This window comes from Citrobacter telavivensis, assembly GCA_009363175.1.
GTDB classification, from domain to species: domain Bacteria; phylum Pseudomonadota; class Gammaproteobacteria; order Enterobacterales; family Enterobacteriaceae; genus Citrobacter_A; species Citrobacter_A telavivensis.
Genome location: CP045205.1, coordinates 4,003,263 through 4,029,687 on the forward strand (window position 1 = coordinate 4,003,263; position 26,425 = coordinate 4,029,687).

The 26,425-nt window shown below is 55.8% G+C and carries 27 protein-coding genes and 1 pseudogene; 16 read left to right on the forward strand and 12 right to left on the reverse strand.

The window, feature by feature from the left end:
- Positions 1-84 precede the first annotated feature (84 nt).
- The gene (ybiO, locus tag GBC03_21545; GenBank protein QFS72604.1) at positions 85-2,325 is read left to right on the forward strand and encodes a mechanosensitive channel protein; all 2,241 of its coding nucleotides are present in this window, start codon (positions 85-87) and stop codon (positions 2,323-2,325) included.
- Here ybiO and rlmF read toward each other — a convergent pair.
- Positions 2,322-3,248 carry a 23S rRNA (adenine(1618)-N(6))-methyltransferase RlmF gene (gene rlmF / locus GBC03_21550; GenBank protein QFS72605.1) on the reverse strand — a complete coding sequence of 309 codons (927 nt, stop codon included), beginning with the start codon at positions 3,246-3,248 and terminating at the stop codon, positions 2,322-2,324. The two genes, ybiO and rlmF, sit on opposite strands and share 4 nt — an antisense overlap.
- Before the next feature lie 286 nt (positions 3,249-3,534).
- Here rlmF and GBC03_21555 point away from each other — a divergent pair, with 286 nt between their 5' ends.
- From GBC03_21555 to GBC03_21570, 4 genes are all read left to right on the forward strand, one after another.
- On the forward strand, positions 3,535-3,795 hold the full coding sequence (locus GBC03_21555; GenBank protein QFS72606.1) for a DUF1471 domain-containing protein: 261 nt from the start codon (positions 3,535-3,537) through the stop codon (positions 3,793-3,795).
- A gap of 123 nt (positions 3,796-3,918) precedes the next feature.
- Positions 3,919-4,185, forward strand: coding sequence for a DksA/TraR family C4-type zinc finger protein (locus GBC03_21560; GenBank protein ID QFS72607.1), 267 nt, complete (start codon positions 3,919-3,921; stop codon positions 4,183-4,185).
- Positions 4,186-4,343: 158 nt separating this feature from the next.
- Positions 4,344-4,577, forward strand: coding sequence for a hypothetical protein (locus GBC03_21565; GenBank protein ID QFS72608.1), 234 nt, complete (start codon positions 4,344-4,346; stop codon positions 4,575-4,577).
- The gene (locus GBC03_21570) at positions 4,471-4,731 is read left to right on the forward strand and encodes a DUF1471 domain-containing protein (GenBank protein ID QFS72609.1); all 261 of its coding nucleotides are present in this window, start codon (positions 4,471-4,473) and stop codon (positions 4,729-4,731) included. Before GBC03_21565 ends, GBC03_21570 begins: the two co-directional genes overlap by 107 nt.
- 108 nt (positions 4,732-4,839) lie before the next feature.
- Here the strand turns inward: GBC03_21570 and ybiB are convergent, their stop codons facing one another.
- From ybiB to pcaB, 4 genes are all read right to left on the reverse strand, one after another.
- On the reverse strand, positions 4,840-5,808 hold the full coding sequence (gene ybiB, locus GBC03_21575; GenBank protein QFS72610.1) for a DNA-binding protein YbiB: 969 nt from the start codon (positions 5,806-5,808) through the stop codon (positions 4,840-4,842).
- A 26-nt stretch (positions 5,809-5,834) separates the two neighbouring features.
- Positions 5,835-7,985: an ATP-dependent DNA helicase DinG gene (dinG, locus tag GBC03_21580; protein QFS72611.1), complete on the reverse strand. Its 2,151-nt coding sequence runs from the start codon at positions 7,983-7,985 to the stop codon at positions 5,835-5,837.
- 216 nt (positions 7,986-8,201) lie between these two features.
- Entirely contained in the window at positions 8,202-9,623 is a 1,422-nt protein-coding gene (locus GBC03_21585) for a DASS family sodium-coupled anion symporter (GenBank protein ID QFS72612.1), read from the reverse strand.
- A 33-nt stretch (positions 9,624-9,656) separates the two neighbouring features.
- Positions 9,657-11,009 (reverse strand): 3-carboxy-cis,cis-muconate cycloisomerase, encoded by a 1,353-nt coding sequence (pcaB, locus tag GBC03_21590; GenBank protein ID QFS72613.1) that lies wholly within the window; start codon positions 11,007-11,009, stop codon positions 9,657-9,659.
- A 202-nt stretch (positions 11,010-11,211) separates the two neighbouring features.
- On the opposite strand from pcaB, the gene GBC03_21595 reads away from it, so the two are divergent.
- The 3 genes and pseudogenes from GBC03_21595 (at position 11,212) to GBC03_21605 (ending at position 12,540) form a co-directional block, all read left to right on the forward strand.
- Positions 11,212-11,946 (forward strand): GntR family transcriptional regulator, encoded by a 735-nt coding sequence (locus GBC03_21595; protein QFS72614.1) that lies wholly within the window; start codon positions 11,212-11,214, stop codon positions 11,944-11,946.
- A gap of 218 nt (positions 11,947-12,164) precedes the next feature.
- On the forward strand, positions 12,165-12,398 hold the full coding sequence (locus GBC03_21600; GenBank protein QFS72615.1) for a hypothetical protein: 234 nt from the start codon (positions 12,165-12,167) through the stop codon (positions 12,396-12,398).
- 70 nt (positions 12,399-12,468) lie between these two features.
- Positions 12,469-12,540, forward strand: a pseudogene (locus GBC03_21605) (transcriptional regulator).
- A gap of 155 nt (positions 12,541-12,695) precedes the next feature.
- Here GBC03_21605 and rhlE read toward each other — a convergent pair.
- Positions 12,696-14,069 carry an ATP-dependent RNA helicase RhlE gene (gene rhlE, locus GBC03_21610; protein QFS72616.1) on the reverse strand — a complete coding sequence of 458 codons (1,374 nt, stop codon included), beginning with the start codon at positions 14,067-14,069 and terminating at the stop codon, positions 12,696-12,698.
- A 231-nt stretch (positions 14,070-14,300) separates the two neighbouring features.
- On the opposite strand from rhlE, the gene GBC03_21615 reads away from it, so the two are divergent.
- From GBC03_21615 to GBC03_21635, 5 genes are all read left to right on the forward strand, one after another.
- The gene (locus tag GBC03_21615) at positions 14,301-14,975 is read left to right on the forward strand and encodes a transcriptional regulator (protein QFS72617.1); all 675 of its coding nucleotides are present in this window, start codon (positions 14,301-14,303) and stop codon (positions 14,973-14,975) included.
- Positions 14,975-15,970 carry a secretion protein HlyD gene (gene hlyD, locus GBC03_21620; GenBank protein QFS72618.1) on the forward strand — a complete coding sequence of 332 codons (996 nt, stop codon included), beginning with the start codon at positions 14,975-14,977 and terminating at the stop codon, positions 15,968-15,970. The genes GBC03_21615 and hlyD overlap by 1 nt, the downstream gene beginning before the upstream one ends.
- Positions 15,963-17,699, forward strand: coding sequence for an ATP-binding cassette domain-containing protein (locus tag GBC03_21625; protein QFS72619.1), 1,737 nt, complete (start codon positions 15,963-15,965; stop codon positions 17,697-17,699). Before hlyD ends, GBC03_21625 begins: the two co-directional genes overlap by 8 nt.
- Complete coding sequence (locus GBC03_21630; GenBank protein ID QFS72620.1) at positions 17,692-18,825, forward strand: ABC transporter permease subunit; 1,134 nt, start codon at positions 17,692-17,694, stop codon at positions 18,823-18,825. Before GBC03_21625 ends, GBC03_21630 begins: the two co-directional genes overlap by 8 nt.
- Positions 18,826-19,309: 484 nt before the next feature.
- Positions 19,310-20,416, forward strand: coding sequence for an ABC transporter permease subunit (locus GBC03_21635; GenBank protein QFS72621.1), 1,107 nt, complete (start codon positions 19,310-19,312; stop codon positions 20,414-20,416).
- On the opposite strand, the gene GBC03_21640 is transcribed toward GBC03_21635, so the two are convergent.
- The gene (locus tag GBC03_21640) at positions 20,378-20,788 is read right to left on the reverse strand and encodes a hypothetical protein (protein ID QFS72622.1); all 411 of its coding nucleotides are present in this window, start codon (positions 20,786-20,788) and stop codon (positions 20,378-20,380) included. The genes GBC03_21635 and GBC03_21640 overlap by 39 nt on opposite strands.
- 132 nt (positions 20,789-20,920) lie before the next feature.
- On the opposite strand from GBC03_21640, the gene GBC03_21645 reads away from it, so the two are divergent.
- The 3 genes from GBC03_21645 to GBC03_21655 are packed head-to-tail and all read left to right on the forward strand — an operon-like array spanning position 20,921 to position 23,882.
- The gene (locus GBC03_21645) at positions 20,921-21,682 is read left to right on the forward strand and encodes an EEP domain-containing protein (protein ID QFS72623.1); all 762 of its coding nucleotides are present in this window, start codon (positions 20,921-20,923) and stop codon (positions 21,680-21,682) included.
- Positions 21,679-22,920, forward strand: a complete 1,242-nt coding sequence (gene clsB / locus GBC03_21650; GenBank protein QFS72624.1) for a cardiolipin synthase ClsB — start codon at positions 21,679-21,681, stop codon at positions 22,918-22,920. The genes GBC03_21645 and clsB overlap by 4 nt, the downstream gene beginning before the upstream one ends.
- A complete protein-coding gene (locus tag GBC03_21655) occupies positions 22,920-23,882 on the forward strand; it encodes a UPF0104 family protein (GenBank protein QFS72625.1) in 963 nt (320 codons plus the stop codon). Before clsB ends, GBC03_21655 begins: the two co-directional genes overlap by 1 nt.
- A 91-nt stretch (positions 23,883-23,973) precedes the next feature.
- Here the strand turns inward: GBC03_21655 and GBC03_21660 are convergent, their stop codons facing one another.
- From GBC03_21660 to moaB, 5 genes are read right to left on the reverse strand one after another with little or no spacing between them, the layout of a single operon-like run.
- The gene (locus GBC03_21660) at positions 23,974-24,678 is read right to left on the reverse strand and encodes a BAX inhibitor (BI)-1/YccA family protein (GenBank protein QFS72626.1); all 705 of its coding nucleotides are present in this window, start codon (positions 24,676-24,678) and stop codon (positions 23,974-23,976) included.
- A gap of 54 nt (positions 24,679-24,732) precedes the next feature.
- Positions 24,733-25,185, reverse strand: a complete 453-nt coding sequence (gene moaE, locus GBC03_21665; protein QFS72627.1) for a molybdopterin synthase catalytic subunit MoaE — start codon at positions 25,183-25,185, stop codon at positions 24,733-24,735.
- A gap of 1 nt (position 25,186) precedes the next feature.
- Positions 25,187-25,432, reverse strand: a complete 246-nt coding sequence (gene moaD, locus GBC03_21670) for a molybdopterin synthase sulfur carrier subunit (GenBank protein QFS72628.1) — start codon at positions 25,430-25,432, stop codon at positions 25,187-25,189.
- Positions 25,425-25,910 carry a cyclic pyranopterin monophosphate synthase MoaC gene (gene moaC / locus GBC03_21675; protein QFS72629.1) on the reverse strand — a complete coding sequence of 162 codons (486 nt, stop codon included), beginning with the start codon at positions 25,908-25,910 and terminating at the stop codon, positions 25,425-25,427. The genes moaD and moaC overlap by 8 nt, the downstream gene beginning before the upstream one ends.
- Positions 25,911-25,912: 2 nt before the next feature.
- Positions 25,913-26,425, reverse strand: a complete 513-nt coding sequence (moaB, locus tag GBC03_21680; protein QFS72630.1) for a molybdenum cofactor biosynthesis protein B — start codon at positions 26,423-26,425, stop codon at positions 25,913-25,915.

Sequence of the window (26,425 nt, forward strand, 5' to 3'; positions counted from 1 at the left end):
TTTCTACGACTCTTCCCATTTCGAATCGCCGCTCCTCCAGCAACTATACTTATCTTTTTGTTCTGTTTTCTCACTGGAGGAGTCATGCGGTGGATCCTGTTCATCCTCTTTTGCCTGCTGGGCACACCCGCCCAGGCGGTGACCATCCCCGGCGTCACGACCGGTACAGACGCTGACGCACAAACCACTCCTGCGCCAGAACCTGACGTCGAGCAAAAGAAAGCCGCTTACGGGGCGCTGGCCGATGTACTGGAAAATGACACCTCGCGCAAGGAGCTGATTGACCAGTTGCGCAGCGTTGCGGCCACGCCGCCGCCGGACCCGGTGCCCAAAATCACGCCGCCGGTGGTGGTTGAAGAAAAAACCGTACTGGAGAACGTCACCGAACTCAGCCGCCATTACGGCGAAGCGCTGTCTGACCGCTTCGCCCAACTCTATCGCAACATCACCGATGCGCCTCACAAACCGTTTAACAGCCAGACCTTTAATAATGCCCTTAGCCACTTTCTGATGCTGGCCGCGGCGGTGTTCGGCTTCTACTGGTTGATTCGTCTGTGTGCGCTACCGTTGTATCGCAAAATGGGTAACTGGGCGCGACAAAAGAACCGTGAGCGCAGCAACTGGCTCCAGCTACCGGCAATGATCGTTGGCGCCTTTATTATCGATCTGCTGCTACTGGCGTTGACCCTGTTTGTCGGTCAGTTATTGAGTGACAGACTGAACGCAGGCAGCCGCACCATCGCGTTTCAGCAAGGGCTGTTTCTGAACGCCTTTGCGCTGATCGAATTTTTCAAAGCCATTCTGCGGCTGATTTTTTGTCCAAACGTGGCGCAACTACGACCCTTTAATATTCAGGATGCCAGCGCCCGTTACTGGAACCGGCGATTAAGTTCACTCAGCAGCCTGATTGGCTATGGACTGATCGTTGCGGTTCCCATTATTTCTAATCAGGTGAACGTGCAGGTTGGCGCAATGGCCAACGTGGTCATCATGCTGTGTATCACGCTGTGGGCGCTGTATCTGATCTTTCGCAACAAGAAAGAGATTACCCAGCACCTGTTGAATCTGGCAGAACGATCGCTGGCCTTCTTCAGTCTGTTTATCCGCGCCTTTGCGCTGGTCTGGCACTGGCTGGCGAGCGCCTATTTCATCGTCTTGTTTTTCTTCTCGCTGTTCGACCCTGGCAACAGCCTGAAGTTTATGATGGGGGCGACGGTGCGCAGTCTGATGATCATCGGCATTGCGGCCTTCGTTTCCGGGATGTTCACCCGCTGGATCGCCAAAACGATTACTCTCTCCCCGCATACGCAGCGCAATTATCCTGAACTGCAAAAACGGCTTAACGGCTGGCTCTCTACCGCGTTGAACGTGGCGCGGATCCTGACGGTATGCGTTGCCATCATGCTGCTGTTAAACGCATGGGGGCTGTTTGATTTCTGGAACTGGCTGCACAACGGCGCCGGAGAGAAGACGGTCGATATTCTGATCCGTATTGTGCTGATCCTGTTTTTCTCAGCGGTGGGCTGGACGCTGCTTGCCAGCCTGATCGAAAACCGGCTGGCCTCCGATATTCATGGTCGTCCTCTGCCCAGCGCACGTACCCGCACGCTGTTAACGCTGTTTCGCAACGCGCTGGCGGTGATCATCAGCACGATCACCATCATGATTGTGCTCTCGGAAATTGGCGTTAACATCGCCCCACTGTTGGCCGGGGCCGGGGCGCTGGGGCTGGCGATTTCATTTGGTTCGCAAACGCTGGTGAAAGATATTATTACCGGGGTCTTTATTCAGTTCGAGAATGGCATGAACACCGGGGATCTGGTGACTATCGGACCGTTGACCGGGACAGTAGAACGGATGTCGATTCGTTCCGTTGGCGTGCGCCAGGACACCGGGGCGTACCATATTATCCCGTGGTCATCGATCACCACCTTCGCCAACTTTGTCCGCGGCATTGGGTCGGTGGTCGCCAATTACGATGTGGATCGCCATGAAGATGCCGATAAAGCCAATCAGGCGCTGAAAGAAGCAGTCGCTGCGGTGATGGAAACCGAAGAGGTTCGTGGGCTGATCATTGGCGAGCCGTCATTTGCCGGGATTGTCGGATTAACCAACACGGCATTTACGCTGAGGGTATCGTTCACCACGCTGCCGCTGAAACAGTGGACGGTCCGCTTCGCGCTGGACAGCCAGGTGAAAAAACATTTCGACCTCGCTGGCGTTCGCCCGCCGGTGCAAACTTATCAGGTACTGCCCGCCACGCCAACGACACCGACAACGCCGACCGCACCGGCGCCGCTGCCACCCGGCGAGCCGACCCTCTAGCGTTTACGCGTGCTAAAACGGCGGCGCTGGTCGTCATCCATAAAGGTCCAGGCGATAAAGCGACTCTGCTTTTGTCCCTGGGCCATCTCTTTTTTCACCACCCTGACCGCCCCCACGTCTGTCAGCGCACGATAAAGTGGCGGCAGGTTTTCACCGCGAGACACCAGCGTAGTAAACCACATGACCTGACGGCCAAAGGCCTGGCTTTCAGCAATCATCGTTTTGATGAATGCCACTTCGCCACCTTCACACCACAATTCCTGCTGCTGACCGCCGAAGTTCAACGCATCGTCTTTGCTCTGTCCGAGGTTGCGGCGTTTGCGCTCGCTCCCTGCCCGGGCAGACGCGGCAGAGTCATGAAACGGCGGGTTGCACAGCGTTGCATCATATTGCTCATTCTTATGAATGATGCCGTTAAAGATAGCCGCAGGGGTTTTCTGCCGACGCAGGCGAATCGAACGCGTCAGTCCCGGATTGGCACTGATAATCGCCTGCGCGCTGGCGAATGCCTGCTCATGCGTCTCGCTGCCCGTAAAGCGCCAGCCATACTCATGCACGCCAATCAGCGGATAGATACAGTTCGCGCCGACACCGACATCCAGGATAGTGGCCTGGGTTGGCACACTTCCCGACGTCTCAGCAAGAAGATCGGCCAGGTGGTGGATGTAATCTGCACGCCCTGGCACGGGCGGACACAGAAACCCTTCAGGAATATCCCAGTTTGCCACCCCATAGAAATGCGCCAGCAGCGCCTTGTTCAACGCTTTTACCGCCAGTGGATTGGCAAAATCAACGCTTTGCTCGCCTGCGGGAGTCAGGACGAGATACTGCGCCAGCTCAGGCGTGCCTTTGCAGAGCGAGGCAAGATCGTAGCGGCTGTGATGACGGTTACGCGGGTGTAGGCCCGGTTTCTGGGGGGACATAGCATTCTCCTTTTAACAGCGGCGTAAGATACCCGCATAACGCAACGCGGTAAACCAGGTTGATGAGAAACAACCGCTTCGCTGCGGCGTATCAGAACGAAAAATGGGGCGAAGCAGCATAAATCACCCGAAAATCAGTGATATGCATGTCATTGATTTGTCAACATACGTCAATATTTATCGTTCAAATTTTAAGCAGATCATCATCGATTTTTTACGCCATTTCCGCCGCACTGACGACCTAAACTTATCAGGCACTACACGTTGTTTCACTGAGGAGAGCATCATGAAAAAATGCCTCGCATTACTCGTCGCTACCACGCTTGCCGGTGTGGCATTCGCGGCATCAGCAGTACAGCCTCTCAATAGCCCCGATACTGGTCAGCTACGCGCGTCAGGTACCGTCTCTGCGACTGGCGCAACCAACCTGAGTGACCTGGAGGATAAACTGGCGGAAAAAGCGCAAGAACAAGGCGCGAAAGGCTTTGTGGTTAATTCCGCAGGCGGTAACAACCAAATGTACGGTACAGCTACCATTTACAAGTAATCTTCCCCACGACCTGCCCGATAGCGACTTCGCTTATCGGGCAATACCTCCCTTGACTGAGCAATTTTTGACCCCATCTCGGTTATAATAATCCCTGTCATAAAGCGTGAGGAGAATATCGCTATGGCCTCCGGTTGGGCAAATGATGACGCCGTGAACGAACAGATCAACAGTACAATTGAAGATGCTGTCGCCCGTGCAAGAGGTGAAATTCCGCGCGGTGATAGCCTGTATGAATGTGAAGAATGTGGCGACCCCATACCCGAAGCGCGTCGACAGGCGGTGCCCGGTGTAAGACTGTGCCTCAACTGCCAACAGGAGAAAGATTCAAAAAATGCATCTTACACGGGATATAATCGCAGAGGTTCAAAAGACAGCCAGTTACGCTGACCTATTTTTACAGAGATATAAAGAACATGCCGTTTCGCTTACGCTCACGTTAAATCGCATTCTGCGTAGCAAAACGTGCCGTTCACCGCTCAACTGTAAAGCGAACGTCGAAGAACCGTAAATTCATCTCGCGAATTAATTAATAATCAATAAGTTATTTGTCATTCAAATTATTTGATGGATGTTGTCAATTCTCTTCGATTTTATCTCTCAAGCAAAAGCGTGATACTTATCACATCGACGAAACATCGTCTTCCTTAAAGAATAACCTGCGAGAGATTAACAATGAAAACTATCAAATACGCTATTGCCGCTGTTGCCCTGTCTACCCTGTCTTTTGGCGTTTTCGCTGCCGAACCTGTCACGGCTGCTCAGGCGCAAAGCATGAATAAAATCGGTGTGGTTTCTGCAGAAGGCGCAACCACGCTGGACGGCCTGGAAGCAAAACTGGCTGAGAAAGCCGCTGCAGCTGGCGCGAGCGGTTACAGCATCACCTCTGCCAACAACAACAACAAAATGAGCGGTACTGCTGTTATCTACAAATAAGTTTTACCCCGTCTGCTGCCAACAGACACCCTGCTCCAACCCTCATTGAACCTGAATTACCCTTATTTGCCCGTCCGCCACTGGACGGGCTTTTTTTTATCTGTCGTGCTAAAAACTGTCGTTCACCCGCGCCAGTCCTTCCTCGAGTGTTGACACTGCTGCCGTTGCCACCAGGCAACAGGCCATCTGGATTTTCAACGATGCCGGTACCGGCTCGCTTCCCGCCAGACAGCGTTCGATCCAGCGCGCAGTCGTCTCGGGATCCTTTGCCGCAGGCAGCGGTACGGGTTCGTCGGGCATTTCGCTTTGTCGGTTCTGTAACACCCGCGAGCCGGTACTATCAATCAGGCTAATCTGCGGACAACGCTGCGGGTTGGCGTAGACCTCACCTTCAGTTCCGTGCATCAACAGCCCACGCCCGCCAATATCACTAAAGAATTTCGCTACGCGCGGCACATATTCCGGATGTGACACGCTGGCAAGACGCAGCGCGGCGTCCTCAGCAAACGGTGTCGCCAGCTTCGCCAGCGTATGTGCGCTGTTACGCACGCCCAGTCGCCAACGCATTGCCAGCTGTTTTTCCAGCGGCGGGCAGAGCGTACTCACCGGAATAAAGACCGGCTGATGTCCATCCAGCTTCGCCTGCGCTTGTCCAGCATGCCACGTCGGTGCAATCCCCATCAACTCAAAAATGGTTTCCGTTAGCACGCGGGTCGGATCTTCACTCACCCCATGCACCACCACCGGGAAACCCAGTTTGTGTAATAAAATGGCCAGCAGCGGCGTCAGATTCGCCTGTTTACGCGCGCCGTTATAGCTGGGAATGACAATCGGCATCGGTTTCGCAACCGGAGGGGTTAGCTTAATAGAATGGTTTTGCATCGCCTCATAAAAGCCCAGCATTTCGGCTTCCCCTTCCCCTTTAATACGCAGCGCAATCAGCACGCCGCCCATCTCCAGTTCAGGCACGTCCCCGTTGAGCATGTGGGTATACAGACCGCGGGCGGTGTCCAGGTCCAGATCCCGGGCGTGGTTTTTGCCCCGGCCGATCTCTTTAATAATTTTGCGGTAATCCATCGAAAACTCCTTGCCTCACACTCACGTTATTTACGCCGACGGCGCGCGGGTTTCGCTTTTTCTTTTGCCTTTACTATAACGTCTGGCACAGCGGGTTGCTCTATGGGAAAAACAGGTAATGCATCCAGTAAACGCTTGCCATAATTTTTGGTCAACAGACGCTTATCATAAATCACCACTTCTCCCCAGCACCCGTGGCTACGGATCAGGCGTCCCACCTGCTGAATGAGATTAAACGAGGCGGCGGGCAGGCTTTGCACCTCAAACGGATAGCGATTGAGGCTTTTGAGCCATTCGCCTTCGGTGATCACCACCGGGCTGTCAATGGGCGGGAACGCTATTTTATGAATATGCACCTGGCTGAGCAAATCCCCTTTCAGATCCAGCCCCTCGGCGAAAGATTGCAGCCCAATCAACACGCTACGCTCGCCGTTCTCTACTCGCTTACGGTGCAACTCCACCAACCGATAGCGCGGCTGGTCACCCTGGACCAGCAACAGCAGACGCAAATCCGTGACGTGTTCCAGAAATCGCTGCATTGCCCGTCCGCTGGCAAACAATACCAACATGCCAGTGTGCTTTTTGCTTTCCAGTTGTTCGCGAAAATAGGCGGCCATCTCCGCGATATGCTGCTCTTCGGTATCAATTAGCGGCTCATAGCGCATCTGCGGAATTATGATTTTGCCCTGTTCAACGTGGTTAAACGGCGAATCGAGCGCGACAAAACGGTCTCCGGCTTTCTCCTTCAGACCGCTCATCTCCTGCAGGCGTGAAAAACTGTTAAGCGAACGCAGCGTGGCGGAGGTGACGATAATATGCGGCACGCTGCGCCAGAGTAGCCGCTCCAGCTGATCGCTCACGCGGATCCCCACACAGTGAAACCAGACGTGAGGCTGCCCGTCGCGCACATCGCGCGTCGTCCATTTCGACACCGGCGCACCGGACGACTGGGCCAGTGAGGCCAGCCGCCACAGTTTGCTTTGTGCCTCAAACATCCCCAGCGCACGGTTCATCTGCAAAATAGCCCGGTGCAGACGCACAACATCGTGGCTGCCGGTTTTCTCGCTGAGATCGTTTAAAAATAGCTCCGCCAGACCGCGCAGCGTTTCGGTGAGCTTCGCCAGACGCTGGCAAATCTCCATCACTTCATCCGGCAGTGTTCCCATCGCAAAGCGATGTTCCGCCTCCTGCCTGGCGGGCATGTACAGATTGAGAATGCTATTAAGCGAGGCGATAAGCTCATACAACTCTTCGCAATGGGCGTTCAGACGCTCCGGATTCGCCAGCGGCGGCGTGGTTTTGGGACGAAACTGCTCCATGCAGGTCGCCACCAGTTTGCTGAACAGATCCAGCTGCAGGCGATACCAGGGTGCGGTAATTTCGGCACTCATTTCCAGCGCATCGCGGGCGACGTCCGGCAGGTGATGGCCTTCATCCAGCACCAGCAGCAGGTTTTTCGGATCCGGCAGCACTGCTTCACTTTCCATCGCGGCCATCACCAGCGCATGGTTTGCCACCACCACTTCCGCTTCCTGAATCTCACGACGCGCCACAAAGAACGGGCACTCACGATAGTAATGACAGTTGCGGTTCAGGCAGCTGGCTTTGTCGGTGCTCAATCGCCGCCAGAGGTCGTCATCAATGGCGATATCCGTATGATCGCGCAGGCCGTCCCACTTGTAGCTGTCGAGGGAGTCTTTCAACTTTGCGCAACGCTTCTGTTCTTCCTGGTTGTTCGGCGTGAGTTCATCATCAAGAAACGCGAGCAGATCCTGCTGCGTGGGTTCAGTACTGGCCAGCGCCGTCAGATTTCGAGGACACACATAGCGACCGCGACCAAACGCGGCGGTAAAGCGAAGATCGGGAATGATTTTGCGCAGTAATGGCAGATCTTTACTGTAGATCTGATCCTGCAACGCCACGTTGGCGGTACTGACCACCAGCGTTTTTTGCTCTTCCCGCGCAATGGCAATACCGGGAATGAGATAAGACAGGGTTTTCCCCACCCCGGTGGGTGCTTCAATCGCCAGATGACGCCCTTCTTCTCCGGTCAGCGTTTTCGCGACATCGGCAATCATCTGCCGCTGCGGCGCACGGGGGATAAAGTCGGGGATCTGTTCCTGAAGCGCCTTATACCAGGCGGCGATTTGCGCTTTGAGCGCAGCGGTTAATGCCATGAGAAAACCTGAAATACTGTATAAACAGCCACTATTGTGGCACATTTCAGGCCTGGAACGTACCTTTTTTGCCGGTTCTGGAAAGCGCTTCGCAACCTGGAGGCGAATTGCCGGATGGCGGCTTGCGCCTTATCCGGCCTACGTTTAAGCATACTCCGGGCCGGATAAGCGCGTAGGCCTGATAAGCGCAGCGCCATCAGGCAGCTGCGCTATGACTTAATAGTACCCCAGCAGCTTCCACCACAACATGCCAACCGCGAAGATGATGATCACATTAAACGTCACCACGCACAGGTTGATTCGGTAAAACCGCGGTCGCTCGAAATAGCCTTGCGCAAAGTAAATAGGGCCGGGTCCACCACCGTACTCCGTGTTCCCCCACATCAGGTTACTGAAGATACCGAAGCAGATTGCCACCATCATCGGCGGCGCTCCGGCCGCAATCGCCGTTGCGGCAAACGGCGCGTACAGCGCGGCAACGTGCCCCGTGGCGGTGGCAAACAGATAGTGGACATAGATGTACAGGACCCCGAGCACGATAAAGGCTTCCATCGCGCCGAATCCCTGAATCCCGCTGCCCAACTTCACCGTCATCCATTTGATGAATCCCAGATCCGCCAGACCCGTCGCCAGGCTGATGATCACGCTAAACCAGATTACCGTATCCCACGCGGCATGGTCATTAAGGAGACTTTTCCAGCTTACCGCACCGGTCGCAAACAAATAGGCCGCCAGACCCAGCCCGACCGACGTCGCGGAGATCCCGGTGATCAGGCTGGTTCCCCAGCCTACCAGCGCCAGCACAAAGCCTACCGCCACTTTTTTCTCATTACTGCTCATTCCGCCCAGTTCGCTGAGCGACTGTTTGCCCATCGCTTTGGCTTCCGGAGTGTGCTTCAGTTCCGGATCCAGCAGCTTGTAGACCAGCAGCGGCATCAGGCAAAAGCAGACCATCGCCGGTACTACGGCGGAAATAAACCATCCGCCCCAGGTGATATCCAGACCCAGCGTGGATTTTGCCAGGCTTGCTACCAGCGGGTTTGCCGCCATCCCCGTCAAAAATATCGCCCCGGTGATCGGCGTGAACTGAAAGCAGACCATCGTTAAGAAATCACCAATCCGTTTACCGGTCGCGCCGGGTGCCGAGCCGAGTACGTCGTTGATTGAACGGGCGATGGGGAAAATAATCCCACCAGAACGCGCCGTCACGGAAGGCATTGCCGGAGCCATAATCAGGTCGGAAACGCCGAGCGAATAGGCAATTCCCAGACTGCTTCCACCAAACAGCGACAGCATTTTATAAGCAATGCGTTTCCCCAGTCCGGAGGTCACAAATCCCAGTGAGAGCACGTAGGCGCAGAATATCAGCCACACGGTGCCAGAGGCAAAGCCCGACAGCGCCTTTGCCTCGGTCAAGGTTTTACTAAAGATAACCACGCAAAGCGCAATCAGCATGACCGCCCCCGAAGGGAGCGGTTGGGTCAGGATAGCCGCAATGGTCGCGGCAAAAATCGCAAACATATGCCAGGCCGCCGGCGTTAGCCCGTCAGGGACGGGAATAAACCAAATGACGGCGCCAATCACCAGCGGGATCAGAAATGAGATAACTTTCTTTCCCGCGACAGAATTCGTAGACATAGCAATATCCTTATTCCGTTAACACGAGAACGTTCATTTCCGTGACTGATACTTGGCCAGCACCTGATCGACCATTTCAGGCGCCATTCCCAGGTAATTTGCCGGATCGGTCAGTTGGTGAATCAGTTGCGGATCCAGTCGCTGTGCAACTGTCGGCATGGCGTTCAGCACGTCTGCCAGGTGACCGCCCTTCTCATTGACGATACGACAGGCGTCATAGACGACATCGTGGGCATCCTGGCGACCGATGTACGGAGCCAGTCCCATCATCACGGCTTCTGCCACAATCAGTCCATTGGTCATTCCCAGATTGCGCAGCATCGCCGCTTCATCGACCTCCAGTCCCGCCAGCATAAAGTTGGCCTGATGCAGCGCGCCTGCGCTCAACACGAAACTTTCCGGGATCGCAATCCACTCCGCATGCCACGGCCCGGTCGCGCGTTCCAGATCCTGAACCATCGCATCCAGCATCAGTCCGGCCTGTTGACGAACGCCTTTTGCACAGGCCAGCATCAGTTCGCTGGAGATAGGGTTGCGTTTTTGCGGCATGGTGCTGCTCGCACCGCGTCCTTTTACGAACGGTTCATACAGTTCGCCAAACTCGTTCGACGCCATCAGCATCACGTCATACGCAATCTTCCCTAACGAACCGGTCATGACCGCCAGCAGGTTCACCGCTTCGGCAAAGCCGTCGCGCGCCACGTGCCAGGTGGAAGTGGGAACATTGAGGCCCAACTCTTCCATCAGCGCTTTTTGTACCGCCAATCCTTTATCGCCCAGCGACGCCAGCGTGCCGGCAGCCCCGGCAAATTCACCGACCAGCACGCGGGGACGCGCCTGTTGCAGACGTTCGGCATGGCGTTCAAACATGTCCAGCCAGATGGCGGCTTTATAGCCAAAAGTCACCGGCAGCGCCTGCTGTAAGTGGGTGCGTCCGGCCATCGGCGTATCACGATAGCGCAGCGCCAGGTCAGCCAGCGTCGCACGCAACCGGTCCATGTCCGCCTCGAGCAGTTCAAAGGCATCACGAATTTGCAGAACCACCGCCGTGTCCATAATGTCCTGCGTCGTCGCTCCCCAGTGCACGTAGCCGCCAGACTCGCCAGCCTGCTTTGAAATCTGGTGAACGAGCGGCAGGATCGGATAACCGACGATTTCCGTCTCATGGCGCAGCAAATCGAAATCCAGCGTATCGGCATTGCACTTCTCGGCGATCTCTTTGGCTGCCGCTTCCGGGATCACCCCACATCGCGCCTGCGCTTTGGCGAGCGCGACCTCCACTTCGACATATTTGCGAATGAGTTCGTAGTCATCAAACACCGCACGCATTGCCGGTGTACCAAAAGAATCTCTAAATAAAACAGAATCCATTACATTCGAAGCCATAAATCCCCCGGTTTAATCCGATAGTGATAAGATGTGTGTCTGCCCCGGTTTACACCTCAGCCGGGACAGCTTAAATGTCCGAACATAAAACAATGTCCGTACATTTTAAATGTACGGACATTTATAATAATCATGATGAATGTATGGAATAGCCCGTACACATTTTTGTGACTGTGATCATTAATTATTTGATGAAACTGCGATGAAAGAATCTCTGTACAAGCGGATAGCCCGTGAACTGGCCCATCAAATCTCGACGGGAACTTACCCACCGGGTTCACTGTTTCCGACAGAAATGGAACTGTGCGAAACCTGGCAGGTGAGCCGTCACACCATGCGCGAAGCGTTGCGGGAATTAACGGAACAGGGGCTGATTTCGCGGCGTAAAGGCGCAGGTACGCGCGTATGTGAACCGCAGGCGAGCGGGGTTAACCATCCGCTGTCGCATCTGGAAGATCTGCTGCTGTTGGCGAAGAACAACCTGCGGGTGATTAAGAAGATCGATGAGATTGTGGCGGATATTGAGCTTTCTCAGCTGATAGACTGTCCGCCAGGCTCACGCTGGCTACATATCGCCAGTATTCGCGAGGATGCGCAAAACCCGGACGCCCCCATTTGCTGGACGGACAGTTACGCCAGCACCGATTACTCCAGGCTGCGCACGTTTATCCGTGACGATCCGCACTCGCTGATTAGCGATCTGATCGAAACGCACTACGGGATTAAGAGCCACGAAGTACATCAGACGATCACCGCCGTTGGTGTGCCAAAGAAAATCGCAAAGATACTGAATGTCGAGCCCGATTCTCCGGGGATGCGCATCGTGCGACGCTATCGGGATCGAGACGGAAAGGTGTTCGAGACCACGATTTCAATTCACCCGGCGGGAAGGTATACCTGCTCTATCGTGTTGAAATCGCAGAATTCGGGGGAATGAGGGGGAATTTTGCATACCCTTTTAAAGTGAATATGACACCACCTGTAACAGGTTCCGTTCACCTCATGTTCGCAGCTTGTCTGGCACCCTTGCTCCTGTGAACGTGTTAAGGAGGCTCGTCGCCGCCTCCTTAACAATCCAGGCTCCCGGCAGGAAAATTGTCGCTTCGCGAATTATTCTCACCATCCATGGGGCTCCCCCCTTCGGGGCCAGCACAAGTGCTGTTCAAAATTGCTCCCGGCAATTTTGTCCTCCGCTTATTCCTTCAGGCTATCGGGTCGGGTGCGACTCAGCATCCCTGCTTCGCGCGCCCTGAACCCGCATCCCTGCGGGTTCCCCCGGCCTTACGGAAACACGTCGGCAATTTTCAGCCGGACCACTCCACACCTGACCCTCTCAGCGGTTTGCTTTTTTGGCAGCAACATAAATTTATCCGGGAGGGAGGATGTTGAAGCGATGCCGTTGATCCGGCCTGAAAATCGATGAGGCGTTGACGGCTGACCGGGTCCGCCCGCAGGGAAGCGGGCGGAGGGGACGGCCTGCAGGGATGCAGGCTCGACCCCGACCCGACAGGCAGACGGCATAAGACGAATGCACCACGAAGTGGCGATTTTCCTTGCCGGGAGCCAGGGTTGCAAGGGAGGCGGCGGAGAGCCTCCCTTGCACGTTCACGTGTGCTGTAGTTTCAGAGAATCACTGAATACAAAGTGAACGTAAAATTTCTCAGAGTATCAGGTTCCCCTGACCCCTTACTGTACTGGCGTAATTCTGCGTGGACGACGCGGCGGACGGGGCTTTTCGCCAGCCGGTTTCGCATCGCCTGTGCGGCGTGAAGGTTTAGCGCCGACTTTTGGCGCGCCACCGTCCTGACGACGCGGCTGCTGAGCGCGACCCGCGCCCTGCCCTTGCCCCTGACCACGGCCTCGACCGCCGCCGCCGCCACGCTGCTGGCGACCATTCTCGATCGGCTCTGCTTTAATCGATGGATCCGGCTCATAGCCTGGCATGGCAATACGTGGGATCTCTTTTTTCAGCAGTTTTTCGATATCACGCAGCAGTTTGTGTTCATCAACACAGACCAGCGACAGCGCCTCACCGGTAGCCGCCGCACGCCCGGTACGACCGATACGGTGCACATAATCTTCCGGAACATTCGGCAGCTCGTAGTTCACCACGTGCGGCAGTTCTTCGATATCCAGACCACGCGCGGCAATATCCGTTGCCACCAGCACGCGAATTTCACCTGATTTAAAATCAGCCAGCGCACGGGTACGCGCCCCCTGGCTCTTGTTGCCGTGGATCGCCGCACTGCGAATGCCATCTTTGTTCAGTTGTTCCGCCAGATGATTGGCGCCGTGTTTGGTACGGGTAAACACCAGCACCTGCTGCCAGTTCCCCTGGCCGATCATCTGCGATAACAGCTCACGTTTGCGTTTCTTATCCACAAAATGCACGTGCTGCGTGACCTGTTCTGAAGCCGTGTTGCGGCGTGCCACCTCAATTTCCAGTGGGTTATGCAGCAGCTTTTCGGCCAGCGCCTTGATCTCATCAGAGAATGTCGCAGAGAACAGCAGGTTCTGACGCTTCGCTGGTAGTTTCGCTAACACACGGCGAATATCGTGAATAAAGCCCATATCCAGCATACGGTCCGCTTCATCCAGCACCAGAATCTCAATCTGGTCCAGTTTCACCGCGTTCTGGTGTTCCAGGTCCAGCAAGCGGCCCGGCGTTGCAACCAGCACATCGACGCCGCCGCGCAGTTTCATCATCTGCGGGTTAATGCTCACGCCGCCAAAAACGACCAGCGAACGGATGTTCAGATACTTGCTGTAATCACGGACGTTTTCACCAATCTGCGCCGCCAGTTCACGCGTCGGCGTCAGGATCAGCGCCCGTACCGGACGGCGCGCTTTGTTGTGCGGCTGTTTAGTAATAAGGTGCTGTAACAGTGGCAGCGTAAAGCCTGCCGTTTTACCGGTACCAGTCTGCGCACTCGCCATCAGGTCGCGACCTTCCAGCACGGCAGGGATTGCCTGCTGCTGAATAGGGGTAGGTTCACGGTAACCCTGCTCGGCAATGGCGCGCAGAATATCAGGGTTCAAACCCAGGGAATCAAAAGACATAACTACTCCGAACCGCCCCGACCGTTCCCGGTGTCGTTTTCAGGGAGATACATACAATTTGGGAATGACAAAAACCACAATGTCATGAAGGGGCGGAGTGTAGCAGTTTTTGTGACGCACCGCATAAATTATCCCTGTTACTGGGCCAGACAAAATACGCCATCAGACTGGACAAGGATGATTTTCAGTCATAATCTTAATCAATCGATTGATTAAGATTTAGGTCGCGTGATGAATACTCCCACTATGACCACCAAAGGTGAACAGGCCAAAAGCCAGCTGATTGCCGCCGCACTGGCCCAGTTTGGCGAGTATGGCCTGCATGCCACCACTCGCGACATTGCCGCGCTGGCCGGGCAAAACATTGCCGCCATTACCTACTATTTTGGCTCAAAAGAGGATTTATACCTCGCCTGCGCCCAGTGGATTGCCGATTTCATTGGCAGTCAGTTTCGCCCGCACGCGGAAGACGCCGAACGTTTATTCGCCCAGGCCCATCCCGACCGTGCCGCCATGCGCGAGCTGATTTTGCGCGCCTGTAAAAACATGATCATGCTGTTAACCCAGGATGACACCGTGAATCTGAGCAAATTTATCTCGCGCGAACAGCTCTCCCCTACCGCGGCGTATCAGCGGGTGCACGAGCAGGTTATCGAGCCGCTGCACAGTCATCTGACCCGTCTCATCGCCGCGTATACCGGTTGCGACGCCCACGACACGCGCATGATTCTGCATACCCACGCGCTGCTCGGCGAAGTGTTGGCATTCCGTCTCGGTAAAGAAACCATTCTGTTACGTACCGGCTGGTCGCAGTTTGATGAAGAAAAAACGGCGCTGATTACGCAGACCGTGACCTGTCATATCGATCTTATTCTGCAAGGTTTATCGCAAAGGAGTCTGGACTGATGAAAAAGCCTGTCGTTATTGGCCTGGTGATCGCGGCGCTGCTCGCGGTGATTGCCGGTGGCACATGGTGGTATCAAAGCCGGCAGGACAACGGACTGACGCTCTACGGCAACGTGGACATCCGTACCGTTAACCTCAGCTTTCGCGTCGGTGGTCGACTCGCATCACTGACGGTGGATGAAGGCGATGCCATTAAAACAGGACAGGTGCTGGGCGAGCTGGATCATGCTCCCTATGAGAACGCCCTGATGCAGGCAAAAGCCGGTGTTTCCGTCGCGCAGGCCCAGTACGATTTGATGCTGGCGGGCTATCGTCAGGAAGAGATTGCCCAGGCAGCGGCAGCGGTGAAACAGGCACAGGCCGCCTATGATTACGCGCAGAATTTCTACAACCGTCAGCAGGGATTGTGGAAAAGCCGCACCATTTCCGCTAACGATCTGGAAAACGCCCGCTCTTCCCGCGACCAGGCGTTGGCAACGTTGAAATCCGCACAGGACAAACTGAGTCAGTACCGCTCCGGTAATCGTGAACAGGATATCGCCCAGGCGAAAGCCAGCCTTGAACAGGCGCAGGCACAGCTGGCGCAGGCGGAACTCGACCTCCATGACACCACGCTTGTCGCCCCGGCGAACGGCACGCTGTTAACCCGCGCGGTTGAGCCCGGCAGCATGCTCAGCGCAGGGGGTACCGTGCTGACGCTCTCCCTCACCCGACCGGTTTGGGTGCGCGCCTACGTCGACGAACGTCATCTTTCTCAGGCACAGCCGGGACGCGAAATCCTGCTGTACACCGATGGACGTCCCGACAAGCCGTATCACGGTAAAATCGGCTTTGTCTCCCCGACCGCAGAATTCACCCCGAAAACGGTAGAGACGCCGGACCTGCGTACCGATCTGGTTTACCGCCTGCGTATTGTTGTCACCGATGCCGACGACGCCCTGCGCCAGGGCATGCCGGTGACGGTGAAGTTCGGCAACGAGGCTGGACATGAATGACGCCGTCATCACGCTGAGCGGGCTGACTAAACGTTTTTCCGGACTGGAAAAGCCGGCAGTCGCCCCGCTCGACTGTACGATTCACGCCGGATACGTGACCGGTCTGGTGGGACCGGACGGTGCAGGGAAAACCACGCTGATGAGAATGCTGGCGGGTTTGTTGAGGCCGGACGGCGGCAGCGCAACGGTGATTGGCTTTGATCCGATTAAAAACGACAGCGCGCTGCACGCGGTGCTGGGTTACATGCCACAAAAATTTGGCCTGTATGAAGATCTCACCGTGATGGAGAACCTCAACCTATACGCCGATTTACGCAGCGTTACAGGCGATGTGCGGGAAAAAACCTTTGCCCGCCTGCTGGAATTCACCTCGCTCGGCCCGTTTACCGGTCGTCTGGCGGGAAAACTCTCCGGCGGGATGAAACAGAAACTGGGGCTGGCCTGTACGCTGGTCGGTGAACCCAAAGTACTGTTACTGGATGAACCCGGCGTCGGCGTTGACCCCATCTCACGGCGCGAACTATGGCAGATGGTGCACGAACTGGCGGGCGACGGGATGCTGATCCTGTGGAGCACGTCGTATCTGGATGAAGCCGAACAGTGTCGGGACGTTCTGCTGATGAACGAAGGCGAACTGCTGTATCAGGGCGAACCGACTCAACTGACACAAACCATGGCCGGGCGCAGTTTTCTGATGCACAGCCCACAGGAAAACAACCGTAAATTGCTCCAGCGGGCGCTGAAACTACCGCAGGTCAGCGACGGCATGATCCAGGGGAAATCGGTTCGTCTGATCCTGAAAAAAGAGGCCACAGCAGACGATATTCGCCGCGGCAACGGCATGCCGGCGATCGATATCAGCGAAACCGCGCCACGCTTCGAAGATGCGTTTATCGATCTGCTGGGCGGGGCTGCCACCTCTGAATCGCCGCTGGGCGCCATTTTGCACACCGTCGAAGGGACACCGGGCGAAACGGTGATTGAAGCGAAAGCCCTGACCAAGAAATTCGGCGATTTCGCCGCCACCGATCACGTTGATTTTGCCGTCCAGCGCGGGGAAATTTTTGGCCTGCTGGGCCCCAACGGCGCGGGAAAATCCACGACCTTTAAAATGATGTGCGGCCTGCTGGTGCCCACTTCCGGCAAAGCGCTGGTGCTGGACATGGATCTGAAAGTCAGCTCCGGTAAGGCGCGTCAGCATCTGGGCTATATGGCACAAAAATTTTCGCTGTACGGCAACCTGACGGTGGAGCAAAACCTGCGCTTTTTCTCCGGCGTTTATGGCCTGCGAGGACGTGCGCAGAACGAAAAAATTGCCCGCATGAGCGAGGCGTTTGGCCTGAAAAGTATCGCCTCGCATGCCACCGATGAACTCCCACTGGGCTTTAAGCAGCGTCTGGCGCTGGCCTGTTCGCTGATGCACGAACCCGACATTCTGTTTCTCGACGAACCCACTTCTGGCGTCGATCCCCTCACCCGCCGCGAGTTCTGGCTGCATATCAACAGCATGGTGGAAAAAGGCGTGACGGTGATGGTGACGACGCACTTTATGGACGAAGCGGAATATTGCGACCGTATCGGCCTGGTCTATCGCGGGAAGCTGATTGCCAGCGGCACGCCGGACGACCTGAAGGCGCAGGCGGCCGATGATGACACGCCGGATCCGACCATGGAACAGGCATTCATCCGGCTGATTAATGACTGGGATAAGGAGCACGGCAATGCGTAACCGCCTTCTCTCCTGGCGCCGCGTGCGGGCGCTGTGCGTCAAAGAGACGCGACAGATCGTCCGCGACCCCAGTAGCTGGCTGATTGCTGTGGTCATCCCACTGCTGCTGCTGTTTATTTTTGGCTACGGCATTAACCTCGATTCCAGCAAGCTGCGGGTAGGGATCCTGCTTGAACAGCAAAGCGAAGAGGCGCTGGACTTTGCCCACACAATGACCGGTTCGCCGTACATTGACGCCACTATCAGCGATAACCGCAAGGCGCTGATTGAAAAAATGCAGGCCGGGCGCATTCGTGGGCTGGTGGTCATTCCGGTCGATTTCGCCCAACAAATGGCGCGCGCCAACGACACCGCACCGATTCAGGTGATTACCGACGGCAGTGAACCCAATACCGCCAACTTCGTACAGGGCTATGTGGAAGGCATCTGGCAAATCTGGCAGATGCAGCGAGCGGAAGATCGCGGGGAAACGTTTGAACCGCTGATTGAAGTGCAGACCCGCTACTGGTTCAACCCGGCGGCCATCAGTCAGCATTTTATTATCCCCGGCGCGGTGACGATCATCATGACGGTGATCGGCGCGATCCTCACCTCGCTGGTCGTCGCGCGCGAATGGGAACGCGGTACGATGGAAGCATTGCTCTCCACCGAAGTGACGCGCGCCGAGCTGCTGCTGTGTAAACTCATCCCCTACTATTTCCTCGGCATGCTGGCAATGCTGCTGTGTATGCTGGTATCGGTGTTTATTCTCGGCGTCCCGTATCGCGGATCGTTACTGCTGCTGTTTTTCATCACCAGCCTGTTTTTACTCAGCACGCTGGGGATGGGGCTGTTGATTTCCACCATCACCCGCAACCAGTTTAATGCCGCCCAGGTGGCGCTTAACGCCGCTTTTTTACCGTCGATTATGCTGTCAGGCTTTATTTTCCAGATAGACAGCATGCCCGCGGTGATCCGCGCGGTGACCTACATTATTCCGGCGCGTTACTTCGTCAGCACGCTGCAAAGCCTGTTTCTCGCTGGTAATATTCCGGTGGTGCTGATTGTCAACGTGCTGTTTTTAATCGCTTCGGCGGTGATGTTTATTGGTCTGACGTGGATAAAAACCAAACGTCGGCTGGATTGATGATTTGCCGGATGGCGCTTTCGCATATCCGGCAAACTGCCTGATGGCGCTGCGCTTATCAGGCCTACGGAGTGCTTCATCGGGTATAAGTCACCGTAGGCCGGATAAGGTCTTGTGCTGTCATCCGGCAAACTGCCTGATGGCGCTGCGCTTATCAGGCCTACGGAGTGCTTCATCGGGTATAGGTCACCGTAGGCCAGATAAGGTCTTGTGCCGTCATCCGGCAAACTGCCTGATGACGCTGCGCTTATCAGGCCTACGGAGTGCTTCATCGGGTATAGGTCACTGTAGGCCGGATAAGGCCTTGTGCCGTCATCCGGCAAACTGCCTGATGACGCTGCGCTTATCAGGCCTACGGAGTGCTTCATCGGGTATAAGTCACCGTAGGCCGGATAAGGCCTTGTGCCGTCATCCGGCAAACTGCCTGATGGCGCTGCGCTTATCAGGCTTACGAAATGCTTCATCGGGTATTAAGGGCAACACTATGTTTCATCGTTTATGGACGTTAATTCGCAAAGAGCTGCAGTCGCTGTTACGCGAGCCGCAGACCCGCGCGATCCTGATTCTGCCGGTGCTGATTCAGGTGTTTCTGTTTCCCTTTGCGGCGACCCTGGAAGTGACTAATGCGACCATCGCCATCTATAACGAAGACAATGGGAAGCATTCGGTTGAGTTGACCCAGCGCTTTGCTCGCGCCAAAGCCTTTACCCATATTCTGTTGCTGAAAAGCCCGCAGGAAATCCAGCCCACGATCGATACGCAAAAGGCGCTGCTGCTGGTGCACTTTCCGGCGGATTTCTCGCGCAATCTGGATACCTTTCAGTCTGCGCCCATGCAGTTAATTCTCGACGGACGTAACTCGAACAGCGCGCAGATCGCCGCCAACTATCTCCAGCAAATCGTGAAGAACTATCAGCAGGAACTGATGGAGGGCAAACCGAAGCCTAACAACAGCGAGCTGGTGGTGCGCAACTGGTACAACCCTAACCTCGACTATAAGTGGTTCGTGGTGCCATCACTGATCGCGATGATCACCACCATTGGCGTGATGATCGTCACCTCGCTGTCCGTGGCGCGCGAACGTGAACAGGGTACGCTGGATCAGCTGCTGGTCTCCCCGCTCACCACCTGGCAAATCTTTATTGGTAAAGCGGTTCCCGCGCTGATTGTCGCCACCGGACAGGCCTCTATCGTGCTGGCAATCGGTATCTGGGCGTATCAGATCCCGTTTGCCGGGTCGCTGGCGCTGTTTTACTTCACGATGGTGATTTACGGACTGTCACTGGTGGGCTTCGGGCTGCTGATATCCTCGCTCTGCTCCACACAGCAGCAGGCATTTATCGGCGTGTTCGTCTTTATGATGCCGGCGATTTTACTGTCGGGGTACGTCTCCCCGGTCGAAAATATGCCGGTCTGGTTGCAGAACCTGACATGGATAAACCCTATCCGTCACTTCACGGATATCACCAAGCAAATCTATTTGAAAGATGCGAGTTTGCAGATTGTCTGGGGAAGCTTGTGGCCGCTACTGGTGATAGCGACCACGACGGGATCAGCGGCGTATGCGATGTTTAGACGCAAAATTATGTAGCTTTTTGTCCTTCGCCAGCAGCGAAACCACAGCGGGTCCGGCCAGGATTGCCAGTCCCGCCAGCGCCAGCAGGATGTTGTTTTGTAAAACCCGGGACAGCAGCCACAGCACGATCAGCGCTGCACCGAAATACCAGGTGGTGGTGAGTTCTTCCAGCACGTCAGCGACTTCGCGCCAACGCTGCTCATGATGACGCTGTAACGCCAGCATCAGTAATACGGTCACGCCATACACTACGCATAATCCCAGGCCGACGTGCACCAGCGTGCCGCTCATCCAGCCCATGACCAACAACGCCACGACCAGTAAATGCAACATAATCTGCCAGCAACTTAACCCCGTTGCGACACGAACACGTTGTTGCCACCTCATGGCTTTTCTCCTGAAGGATTTTTCTCTAATTACTCAGAGTACCGCACTTTACGGAAAATTCCGTAACGCCGCACCTTTTTGTGACGACGACTACACTATTTCAATCAGAAGAGTGACGCCAACAGGAGAAAAATGACTCAATCGACGCGAAATTTTTCATTTAACGTGCTCACTATTAATACGCATAAAGGCTTTACCGCCTTTAACAAGCGCTTCATTTTACCGGAACTGCGCGATGCCGTTCGTACGGTTGGCGCCGACATCGTCTGTCTGCAGGAGGTGATGGGCGCGCACGAGGTGCATCCGCTGCACGTCGAAAACTGGCCGGATACCACCCACTACGAATTTCTCGCCGACACCATGTGGAGTGACTACGCCTACGGGCGCAACGCCGTCTATCCGCAAGGGCATCATGGCAACGCGGTACTGTCACGCTATCCTATTGAACATTATGAAAATCGCGATATCTCAGTCGGCAGCAGTGAAAAGCGCGGCGTACTCTATTGTCGCATTGTCCCCCCGCAGCTTGGGAAACCGATTCATGTGATGTGTGTTCACCTCGGCCTGCGCGAAGCCCACCGGCAGGCGCAGCTCACTCTGCTGGCAGACTGGATCAATGCCCTGCCCGACGGCGAGCCGGTGGTGGTGGCCGGTGATTTCAACGACTGGCGGCAGAAGGCAAACCGTCCCTTAAAAGCCGCCGCCGGGCTGGATGAAATCTTTACCCGCGCCCGCGGTCGCCCGGCGCGGACTTTTCCCGCCAGCCTGCCGCTGCTGCGCCTCGATCGTATTTACGTGAAAAATGCCCATGCCAGTTCGCCGACAATGCTGCCGCTGCGCAACTGGCGGCATCTCTCAGACCATGCCCCTCTTAGCGCGGAGATCCATCTATGAAATGTGGCTGGCGTGAAGGTAATCAGATCCAGTTACTGGAAAACGGCGACCAATATTACCCCGCCGTGTTTGCGGCGATTGCCGATGCGCGGCAGAAAATTATTCTGGAAACCTTCATCTGGTTTGAAGATGAAGTGGGGAAACAGCTTCATGCGGCGCTGTTATCCGCGGCGAAACGCGGTGTGAAGGCGGAAGTACTGCTGGACGGCTACGGCTCGCCGGACCTGAGCGACGCGTTCGTCGGCGAACTGACCTCGGCAGGCGTGGTGTTTCGCTACTATGACCCCCGCCCTCGGGTGTTCGGCATGCGTACCAACGTCTTTCGCCGCATGCATCGCAAGATTGTGGTGATTGACGACCGGGTGGCATTTGTCGGCGGGATTAATTATTCCGACGAGCATATGTCCGATTACGGGCCCGAGGCCAAGCAGGATTACGCGGTACGAGTGGAAGGCCCCGTCGTCGCCGATATTCTACAGTTTGAGGTGGAAAACCTCCCCGGACAGAGCGCGGTGCGCCGCTGGTGGCGTCGCCATCATCGTGCTGAAGAGAACCGCCAGCCCGGCGAGGCGCAGGCGCTGTTCGTCTGGCGCGACAACGACGAGCACCGCGACGATATCGAGCGTCACTATTTGAAAATGCTCACTCAGGCGCGGCGGGAGGTGATTATCGCCAACGCCTACTTCTTTCCCGGTTACCGGTTGCTGCATGCCATGCGCAAAGCCGCCCGACGGGGCGTGCGCGTGAAACTAATTGTGCAGGGTGAACCGGATATGCCGATTGTGAAAGTGGGCGCTCGCCTGCTGTACAACTATCTGGTGAAAGGCGATGTCCAGGTTTACGAGTACCGACGTAAACCGCTGCATGGCAAGGTGGCGCTGATGGATGACCACTGGGCGACGGTCGGATCCAGTAATCTCGACCCGCTCAGCCTGTCGCTCAATCTGGAGGCCAACCTGGTCGTACACGACAGAGCGTTTAACCAGACGCTGCGCGACAACCTCAACGCGATCGTTGCCGAAGACTGTAAACGGGTGGACGAGTCGATGCTGCCGAAACGCACCTGGTGGAACCTGACCAAAAGCGTACTGGCGTTCCACTTCTTACGCCACTTCCCGGCGCTGGTCGGCTGGCTTCCGGCGCATACCCCCCGTCTGGCGCAGGTTGATCCGCCAGCACAGCCCGAGATGGAAACGCAGGATCGGGTGGAGGTACAGAACACAGGAGCGAAACCCTGATGGCAAAATCACACCCGCGCTGGCGAGTGGCGAAAAAGATCCTCACCTGGTTGTTTTTCATCGCCGTGATTGTGCTGCTGGTTGTCTACGCCAGGACAGTCAACTGGGAGGATGTATGGACGGTTATTCGCGATTATAACCGGGTGGTATTACTGAGCGCCGTTGGACTGGTGATCCTCAGCTATCTACTCTATGGCTGCTATGACCTGCTGGGACGCGCCTATTGCGGTCACAGACTGGCAAAGCGGCAGGTGATGCTGGTGTCGTTTATCTGCTACGCCTTCAACCTGACGCTCAGTACCTGGGTCGGCGGCATCGGTATGCGCTACCGGCTCTATTCCCGCCTCGGCCTGCCGGGTGGCACCATCACCCGTATTTTCTCCCTGAGCATCACAACCAACTGGCTGGGTTACATTTTGCTTGGCGGGATCATCTTCACCTTTGGCGTGGTGCAACTGCCCGCACACTGGTATATCGACGAAAGCACTCTGCGTATTCTGGGCGTGGCGCTGCTGCTAATTATCGCCATTTATCTGTGGTTCTGCGCTTTCGCCAGACATCGCCATATGACCATTAAGGGACAAAAGCTGGTGCTGCCGTCATGGAAATTTGCACTGGCTCAGATGGCTATCTCCAGCACCAACTGGATGGTAATGGGAGCGATCATCTGGTTGTTGCTGGGTCAGGAGGTGAACTACTTTTTCGTGCTCGGCGTGCTGCTGGTCAGCAGTATCGCGGGGGTGATTGTCCACATTCCGGCGGGGATTGGCGTACTGGAAGCGGTCTTTATCGCGCTGCTGGCGGGAGAACAGACGTCGCAGGGCATCATCATTGCCGCGCTGCTTGCGTACCGCGTGCTGTATTACTTTGCCCCGCTTTTGCTGGCGCTAATGAGTTATCTGCTGCTGGAGAGTCGGGCGAAGAAACTACGGGCGAAAAACGAAAAGGCGATGGCGAAGTGATAAATCGTTGCCTGATGGCGCTACGCTTATCAGGCCTACAGGATCATTTTTTGTAGGCGATAAGGCGTAGCCGCCATCCGGCACAGCAAACTCAGCGACGGTTGCCTAAGATACGCAGCAGCATCAGGAACAGGTTAATAAAGTCCAGATACAGCGTTAGCGCGCCGAGAATAGAATATTTACGCAGGTTAGAACTGTCGCGCACATCGATCTGCTCACCGATATTTTTTAGCTTCTGGGTGTCGTAGGCGGTCAGCCCGACAAACACCACCACCCCGATATAGGTCACTGCCCACATCAGCGCTTCACTCTTCAGCCAGAAGTTCACCAGTGAGGCCAGGATGATGCCAATCAGCGCCATAAACAGCATGCTGCCCCAGCCGCTCAGATCGCGCTTCGTGGTGTATCCCCACAGGCTCATCACGCCAAACATCCCGCCGGTGACCACAAAGGTGCTGGCAATGGAGGACGCGGTATAAATAATAAAAATGCTGGAAAGCGTCAGACCGGTCAGGACTGAATAGAGCATAAACAGTGTGGTCATGACGCCCGCACTGAGTCTGTTGACCAGACCCGATAACACAAATACGACTGCTAATTGTGCAATGACAAGGCCAAAGAAAAAGATTCTGTTGGTATAAAGCAACTCCATGAACGCACTGGAATTCGCCGCATACCACGCAATAAACGCGGTTAGCAGCAGCCCGACAGTCATCCAGCCGTAGACCTGCGCCATATAGGTTTGCAGGCCGGAACGGGCCTGCACGATTGATTCGGATCGTGGAAATCGGTCCATGATAATCTCCTGATTGAAAGTGACTACACGGGATAAGCGTATCACAATTTCCGGCTACCAGCGTTGCGCCGCCTGACGATCGCTGTCGCGGGCTTCCACCCAGCGCTCGCCTTCCGGCGTGGCTTCACGCTTCCAGAACGGCGCGCGCGTCTTCAGATAGTCCATGATGAACTGCCCGGCCTCAAACGAACTGCTGCGGTGCGAACTGGTGACGCCGACAAAGACGATTTCATCGCCCGGCCACAGTTCGCCAGTCCGGTGAATCACCGTGACGCGTCCCAGCGGCCAGCGCGCCCGCGCTTCATCAACAATCTCCGCCAGCGCTTTTTCCGTCATCCCCGGATAGTGCTCCAGCGTCAGCGCCTTCACGCTGTCGCCAAGATTATGATTGCGCACTTTACCGGTAAAGGTCACCACCGCGCCGTCTTCGTCGCGTTCCGCCAGCCAGGGATACTCTTCCCCCACGCTGAACGGCGCAGGCCCGACAACAATTTTCGTTTCAGCCATCTCAGCCTCCCGTGACCGGTGGAAAGAAAGCCACTTCATCACCCGCCGTCAGCGGATGATCAAAACTCACCAGCGTCTGGTTTACCGCCGCCAGCAGTTTGCCGTCTTCCAGGGCCAGCGCCCACCGGTTGCTGTTAGCCGCCAGATGCTGACGCAGCGCTTCTACCGTCGGGAAATCTGCCGCGACGTCCAGCGCATCTGTACCCACCAGTTCACGAACCTGGGCGAAGAACAAAACCTTAATCATTCGAATCCGCCTTAAAATCGCCAGACTTGCCGCCGCTTTTCGCCAGCAGGCGTACCGGGCCAATCACCATATCTTTCTGCACCGCTTTGCACATGTCGTAAATGGTCAACGCGGCCACTGACGCCGCCGTGAGCGCTTCCATCTCCACGCCGGTTTTTCCCGTGAGGCGACACAGCGACTCAATACGCACACGATTGTGTTCTGGCTGTGCCTGCAGTTGTACTTCCACTTTGCTCAGCAGCAGCGGATGGCACAGTGGGATCAGCTCCCAGGTACGTTTAGCCGCCTGAATCCCGGCAATGCGCGCGGTGGCGAACACGTCGCCCTTATGGTGGCTACCGTCGATAATCATGGCCAGCGTTTCGCTGTGCATGGTGACAAAAGCTTCGGCGCGCGCTTCGCGGACGGTCTCTGCTTTCGCGGACACATCCACCATATGCGCTTCACCGGCGGCGTTAATGTGAGTCAGTTGCGACATACTTATTTCTTCAGATGTGGGTGAAAATTACAGGGATGCGTACGGGCATCCAGTTGCGGCGCGATGATATTGTCCCACGCAGTGCGGCAGGCTTTGGTAGAACCCGGCATCGCGAAAATCAGCGTTTTGTTGGCCACGCCCGCCACCGCGCGCGACTGCAGCGTGGCCGTGCCAATCTCTTCAAACGACAGCATGCGAAACACTTCGCCAAAGCCTTCCACTTCTCTGTCAAACAGCGGCAGCAGCGCTTCCGGGGCCTGGTCGCCTTCAGTCAAACCCGTGCCACCGGTTACCAATACTATCTGCACTTCATCACTGGCAATCCACGCCGAAACCTGCGCGCGTATGGCGTAGCGGTTCTCTTTGACAATCGCTTTATCGATGATCTGATGTCCCGCTTCCTGCGCGGCATCACGCAGGAAATGGCCGGAGGTATCGTCCTCTTCGCCACGACGATTCGATACCGTCAAAATAGCAATGCGGGTCGGGATAAATTCAGCGCTTACCTGACTCAT

Excerpts from the sequence above, each read along its gene's own strand:
- GBC03_21585 (QFS72612.1), bottom strand. The coding sequence starts at position 9,623 with ATGTCTACGAATTCTGTCGCGGGAAAGAAAGTTATCTCATTTCTGATC.
- moaE (QFS72627.1), bottom strand. The coding sequence starts at position 25,185 with ATGGCTGAAACGAAAATTGTTGTCGGGCCTGCGCCGTTCAGCGTGGGG.
- dinG (QFS72611.1), bottom strand. The coding sequence starts at position 7,985 with ATGGCATTAACCGCTGCGCTCAAAGCGCAAATCGCCGCCTGGTATAAG.
- GBC03_21615 (QFS72617.1), top strand. The coding sequence starts at position 14,301 with ATGAATACTCCCACTATGACCACCAAAGGTGAACAGGCCAAAAGCCAG.
- GBC03_21555 (QFS72606.1), top strand. The coding sequence starts at position 3,535 with ATGAAAAAATGCCTCGCATTACTCGTCGCTACCACGCTTGCCGGTGTG.
- GBC03_21625 (QFS72619.1), top strand. The coding sequence starts at position 15,963 with ATGAATGACGCCGTCATCACGCTGAGCGGGCTGACTAAACGTTTTTCC.
- moaD (QFS72628.1), bottom strand. The coding sequence starts at position 25,432 with ATGATTAAGGTTTTGTTCTTCGCCCAGGTTCGTGAACTGGTGGGTACA.
- rlmF (QFS72605.1), bottom strand. The coding sequence starts at position 3,248 with ATGTCCCCCCAGAAACCGGGCCTACACCCGCGTAACCGTCATCACAGC.
- moaC (QFS72629.1), bottom strand. The coding sequence starts at position 25,910 with ATGTCGCAACTGACTCACATTAACGCCGCCGGTGAAGCGCATATGGTG.
- GBC03_21570 (QFS72609.1), top strand. The coding sequence starts at position 4,471 with ATGAAAACTATCAAATACGCTATTGCCGCTGTTGCCCTGTCTACCCTG.
- clsB (QFS72624.1), top strand. The coding sequence starts at position 21,679 with ATGAAATGTGGCTGGCGTGAAGGTAATCAGATCCAGTTACTGGAAAAC.
- moaB (QFS72630.1), bottom strand. The coding sequence starts at position 26,425 with ATGAGTCAGGTAAGCGCTGAATTTATCCCGACCCGCATTGCTATTTTG.
- GBC03_21630 (QFS72620.1), top strand. The coding sequence starts at position 17,692 with ATGCGTAACCGCCTTCTCTCCTGGCGCCGCGTGCGGGCGCTGTGCGTC.
- GBC03_21655 (QFS72625.1), top strand. The coding sequence starts at position 22,920 with ATGGCAAAATCACACCCGCGCTGGCGAGTGGCGAAAAAGATCCTCACC.
- pcaB (QFS72613.1), bottom strand. The coding sequence starts at position 11,009 with ATGGCTTCGAATGTAATGGATTCTGTTTTATTTAGAGATTCTTTTGGT.
- rhlE (QFS72616.1), bottom strand. The coding sequence starts at position 14,069 with ATGTCTTTTGATTCCCTGGGTTTGAACCCTGATATTCTGCGCGCCATT.
- ybiO (QFS72604.1), top strand. The coding sequence starts at position 85 with ATGCGGTGGATCCTGTTCATCCTCTTTTGCCTGCTGGGCACACCCGCC.
- GBC03_21645 (QFS72623.1), top strand. The coding sequence starts at position 20,921 with ATGACTCAATCGACGCGAAATTTTTCATTTAACGTGCTCACTATTAAT.
- ybiB (QFS72610.1), bottom strand. The coding sequence starts at position 5,808 with ATGGATTACCGCAAAATTATTAAAGAGATCGGCCGGGGCAAAAACCAC.
- hlyD (QFS72618.1), top strand. The coding sequence starts at position 14,975 with ATGAAAAAGCCTGTCGTTATTGGCCTGGTGATCGCGGCGCTGCTCGCG.
- GBC03_21660 (QFS72626.1), bottom strand. The coding sequence starts at position 24,678 with ATGGACCGATTTCCACGATCCGAATCAATCGTGCAGGCCCGTTCCGGC.
- GBC03_21595 (QFS72614.1), top strand. The coding sequence starts at position 11,212 with ATGAAAGAATCTCTGTACAAGCGGATAGCCCGTGAACTGGCCCATCAA.
- GBC03_21635 (QFS72621.1), top strand. The coding sequence starts at position 19,310 with ATGTTTCATCGTTTATGGACGTTAATTCGCAAAGAGCTGCAGTCGCTG.
- GBC03_21640 (QFS72622.1), bottom strand. The coding sequence starts at position 20,788 with ATGAGGTGGCAACAACGTGTTCGTGTCGCAACGGGGTTAAGTTGCTGG.
- GBC03_21560 (QFS72607.1), top strand. The coding sequence starts at position 3,919 with ATGGCCTCCGGTTGGGCAAATGATGACGCCGTGAACGAACAGATCAAC.